General features: G+C 54.2%; 5 protein-coding genes. 2 read left to right on the top strand and 3 right to left on the bottom strand.

The window, feature by feature from the left end; translation table 11 throughout:
• Nucleotides 1-171: 171 nt before the first annotated feature.
• Nucleotides 172-1536, bottom strand: a complete 1365-nt coding sequence (locus tag XI03_RS01805; RefSeq protein WP_271591132.1) for a HEPN domain-containing protein — start codon at nt 1534-1536, stop codon at nt 172-174.
• A 26-nt stretch (nt 1537-1562) separates the two neighbouring features.
• Here XI03_RS01805 and XI03_RS01800 point away from each other — a divergent pair, with 26 nt between their 5' ends.
• On the top strand, nt 1563-2093 hold the full coding sequence (locus XI03_RS01800) for a hypothetical protein (protein WP_271591131.1): 531 nt from the start codon (nt 1563-1565) through the stop codon (nt 2091-2093).
• Nucleotides 2094-2206: 113 nt separating this feature from the next.
• On the opposite strand, the gene XI03_RS01795 is transcribed toward XI03_RS01800, so the two are convergent.
• Both XI03_RS01795 and XI03_RS01790 read right to left on the bottom strand, forming a co-directional pair.
• Nucleotides 2207-2635, bottom strand: coding sequence for a hypothetical protein (locus XI03_RS01795; RefSeq protein ID WP_271591130.1), 429 nt, complete (start codon nt 2633-2635; stop codon nt 2207-2209).
• Nucleotides 2625-3719, bottom strand: a complete 1095-nt coding sequence (locus XI03_RS01790; RefSeq protein WP_271591129.1) for an ImmA/IrrE family metallo-endopeptidase — start codon at nt 3717-3719, stop codon at nt 2625-2627. Before XI03_RS01790 ends, XI03_RS01795 begins: the two co-directional genes overlap by 11 nt.
• Nucleotides 3720-3976: 257 nt before the next feature.
• Between XI03_RS01790 and XI03_RS01785 the strand changes: the two genes are divergently transcribed.
• A complete protein-coding gene (locus tag XI03_RS01785; protein WP_271591128.1) occupies nt 3977-4327 on the top strand; it encodes a hypothetical protein in 351 nt (116 codons plus the stop codon).
• Nucleotides 4328-4494 lie beyond the last annotated feature (167 nt).

Raw genomic sequence — 4494 nt, 5'->3', positions numbered from 1 at the left:
AAAGCCACGAGCATGTTGAGGCGCGCCACCTTCTTCATTGTCGCTGGCTCCACAATCGGCGGTCCCATTCCGCGTGTGAGTGGTCACAACAAGCATTTTGGAATCTGAGGGATTCCGATTTGCATAGCGGGGGTGCGACTGACAATCGTGCAATGAAGCAATCGCTACTCGTCAACCGCCTGAATGATCTATCTTGCAAAGATCACGATACGTAGGGTCATTCCCGACCAGCTTTCTGATTTCGCTGGCGCTGAACCCTATGGCGCGAAGTATTTCAATTTCGAGGAGTAGCAGCACCTTTTGTGTGAAGTATGAGAACCACCCTGTGGCCAAATAGGCTTTGATTTTCTTCTCCTTCCGCTTCCCCTCGTAGTGGGTCAGGTAATTGCGCGAGTCCCTTATGAGGGCGATGTCTTTGCCTTCATCTTTGAAGAGCTTGCTCAACAGTTCCTTATCGTGCGTAAAGATGTCACGCAGCCGATCAGCTAAAGTGATTTCATTTAGGTATTCCAACTTCCTTACAAAATCGGCCTTTTGCGTCCAGCGCGCGGGGATTGCGTCAGCGAGTTTGCGGTGTAAAGCCGAATACTTCTTCTCTGTGACGAGTTTCCGTGCCGGGTGTGTTCTTCGGTGAAGTGCCTCTAATGCCTGAACGTATGTAAGAAATTCAAACTCACGAAATTTCTGGGGATGCGATAGAAGTGCGACCCGAAGCGAAATGACAGGCTCCAGTTTGTCGTACTGCGCAAACCAAGATCGAAGTACCTTCTCATAGACCGCGCGCCTCTTCGGTCTGGTGAAAAGCGGATGAAGTAGCTTAGTCTCGCCAGACTTGCTCGCTGACCATGGCGCGACCATCCTAACGGGGTACCCTGTCTCCCGCTCAATGGTGTAGACACGGCATACGATCTCACATCGCAAAGCTACAGAGAACAAGCGGCAGATTTTCGTGGTCCACCTGTCTGCCTCCGACACTGATTGAGGCTTGTCGAAGGCGACGCGAATGCCATGGCGCTCAATCAAGTTGATTTCGGAGATTGAGCCCACTTCTCTTATGCCGGTGCTTACCTGGAAAGTAGCGCCAGCAACCCGGACTTCCTTGGCTTTCTTGCCTCGATACGTAACCTTCAGTTCCTTCTTAGTTGATTTGTGGGTCATGCCTCGAAGGCCAGTCCAGCGTATCAATTCTGGAGTGGTAAACGACAAACCGGAAGCAAACGGCGTCCCTAGGTTCTCGATATGCGCGCCTACCGAGACAATGTTGACCGCGATGCGCGCCTTCACCCTTTTTTCAGTGGGGAAGAACGGCACCCAAACGGTGAAGCAGACGAACAGCGTGATTTCTTCGCCCTGAGCCCTTCCGTGCATTTGGAACTTTTGGCGCGCATCGAGCGCCATCAATATGGATCGGTCTCCCTCGACTTTCAAAGTGGCTGAACCGTTCTCATCAATATCGAGCGTGCCAGAGAGCTGTGAGGCTGGATCATCCGTTGCCCAGAAGACCCCGGAAAGATTTGCACCGAGCAGCGTGTCCATTCTTGAGCCCCCTTGACGAGATGCAGATGAGACAGGAAAAAGCCATTGCTTGCACGGTAAGCGTAAACGAGAGGCGGGGTGCAGTGGAAGACTATGAACGCTACGTCAATGAAATCGTTGAGCCAACCGTGGATGACTTCCGCCAGCTTCCTTCGAGCGTCAGGATCGGCTTCTTAGCTTGCGTTGCGATAGATCATTCAGTGGACTATTTGGCGTTTCCGGGCGACCGCTCGCAGTGGGACGGAAAGGAACATCACACTCGACGCGCCGCGCTGCGAAGGCAGTTCAAAGAAGAAAGTGAGCATTTTCGGTTGGCGAGCGAGGCGGCCAACGCGTTCAAGCATGTTAAGACCACCAGCAAGAGAGGACTCGAAGCGTCAGAAGTGTACGAGCGACCGCCAGCATTGGCAGGCAGGATGATGGCAGGTGCTTCGATGGTTGGAGACCGGACTGGAGCCGTTGTCGTGGATGGCCGCAACCTACTCCGCGTGGTGACGGAGGCCCTGCGCTTTCTGCGCTCCAAGACGCGCGAGGACGTTAATGAAGATCAGTCCTGAGCAACCATACAGTGTCGCGAAGGGTTACGTTCAATCGGCCTACGCGATGATGACCAATCCGCTCCGCCTTCAGCTGCCGAACGACGCATCTTTCTCGATGCGGTTAATGCACGTCACTGAAGCGCCACCCAGCTTGAAAGTTCGGACGCCTCACAGCCCATATTGCTGTAGATCGCGGCTTGAGAGGCTGACGTGACGATGGTGCAGCCGCTCGTTACTGCAATTGCTCCGACGTATAGCTCCACGTTTTCATCATGGGCGCCACGAGAGAAGCCAGAGTTCAGTCGCTCTGCGATGCGCGCGGCCCCCACATAAAACGCCTTCTTCATGGCAATCTTCTTCGAGATGAACGGCTCAAGTTCCGTCGCCTCATCCTCAAACAGCTTTCTAAACTCCTTAAGTGCAATTGCCGGTACTCCGATTTCGCCGGTGCTCAGCATATCTGTCAGGACGGTCTTCAGATTGCCAGAGGCAGTCGCAATGGCGTGCAACCCGTCTGTATCGACGATGCACAAGCACTGCTGATCTTCGTCACTCATCATCCAGCTCCAACAACCGGAGCTGATCAGGGGTGAGTGACTTGACGTAGTCGAAGTACGGTCGTTGGTACTTTGGTTTCAGGCCCGTCGAGCGGTAGAGATTGACTTCTGAGACAAGGCCCTGCTGAAGCATCTCATCAAATGCATGCGCGAAGCCAAAGCCGTACTTTGAGAGCTTGACCTTCTCCTGCGGCACAGGCTCTTTACCAGGGCCTCCGCGCCGCCATGAATAATCAGGATTTCGATTGTGAACAAGGCGCTTCCACCTTTCGTAACTTCCACTCGTATACACTCCTAACTGTTCGAGCCGCAGGACCGCCGCTTCCTGGCTGATCTTGAGGCGCCTCGAAGCCCATCTTACGTGCTCCTCATCAGGCGTAATCTTGTCTGCATTCTGAAGCCGCAACAGCGCTGGCACGAATTTCTTCGGAACCAAAAAGCTTCCAGCAAAGCGATTGCAAGCGCGTTCGATCGAATTGCGGCACACAAAGGGATCGGAGATGCCGGAGCTGTGCTGTAGAACGTGCGCGAGTTCGTGCGCCAAGGTAAACAGCCGTCGGCCCCATGTCTGCGCCTTGGTGTTCACTACAATCACTGGGTGACGAGGATCGTATAAACAAAAGCCGCTGCCGTCTTGCTCGGGAAAGCTCTCGTGCAAGACCAAGACGCCCCGCGCCTCGATCTTCTGGCGACATATCAAGTAGAAGGCCCGATCATCCTTCGCCTCTAGCTGATCATCTAGAGTGACATTGAAGAAGTCGCGGGCGTGGAGAGCTGCTCTGCTGATCTCGCCCACATCGGTCGTTGTCAATCGAGGCATGCCGTCGAGGACATTCTCAACCGTGTGGCGCTTAAGCGCCTTCTGCACGCCCTCCCCGAACTGAATTGCCCTTATAGTTTCCTTCGTCTTTGGTCTTGGCTGGGGCGTTTCTGACCGAAAGTCAGGAATGGCATCATGAAGCTGAGGCGCCTTCTCCATAAAGAATGTGAAGACTGGTACGGCCAGCTCATTGGCGATTTGGTTGAGGATGCCTTGCGCAGGCTCTGGCTGTCTGCCGAGTTCGGAGCGAAGCTCGTTAACGCCCATGTCAAGCCGTCTAGACAGTTCGGCTTGTGTCAAGGAGCGAGCGCGTAGAACATCAGCTAGAATGGTGGGATTGTAGGCCACTGTTGTCCATTGCGAGGGCGGGGTAGAACATAATGAAGTATGGTGACTTTTCGAGCCTAATTCAACTAGGAGTAAGCCTGCACGTGGGGACAGCTGTGTTGCAGCTGTACGGAGACTTGGGCGTCCAACCGTTTCTGCGGAGCGTCGCTCGAACGAAGAGCTTGTTCGCAGTTCCAGTGGATGAACGCCCTCCGCAGGAATTGAAGGATGAACTCGAAAGGCTGGAAAGCGACTACGAAATCTTCAAAATTAATCTGTTCAAGGAATTCACGAAGTACATCATCGTAAATTCTGCGATTGCCGTGGTCCTAGCGGTCATTTTGGTCGTGATCGCCTTCAAGGCCGAGGACCCAATTACTGAAGCTTGGGAGCCGATCACCGTCTTGCTTGTGTTCATGTCGCTGGGACCTGCCCCCCTGACGCTTGGGGTGCTTTCGTGGGACGCCAATCGCCAACTAAAGCCAATGACGGCAAGAGCCCATGGGCTGGAGGCGGCAGCCGCGCGCGCGGCAGGGACCATCCGTTAACCCGGTTGAGCGCTGACGCTCCTGTAATTGAATTGCACAAGCATGCATTAGGTTTGTTGGAGCGGTCGTGCCAAAGTGACCTTGCCCCATGTGCGTATTCCGATGAAGCCGGCCACTGATTCCGACGCGAAGCCGGCCAGGCATTCCGATTTCATTCCGGACGGATT

The organism is Bradyrhizobium sp. CCBAU 65884 (assembly GCF_028128835.1).
In the GTDB taxonomy this organism is placed as follows: domain Bacteria; phylum Pseudomonadota; class Alphaproteobacteria; order Rhizobiales; family Xanthobacteraceae; genus Bradyrhizobium; species Bradyrhizobium ottawaense.
This window is presented reverse-complemented; position numbering and strand designations above follow the sequence as displayed.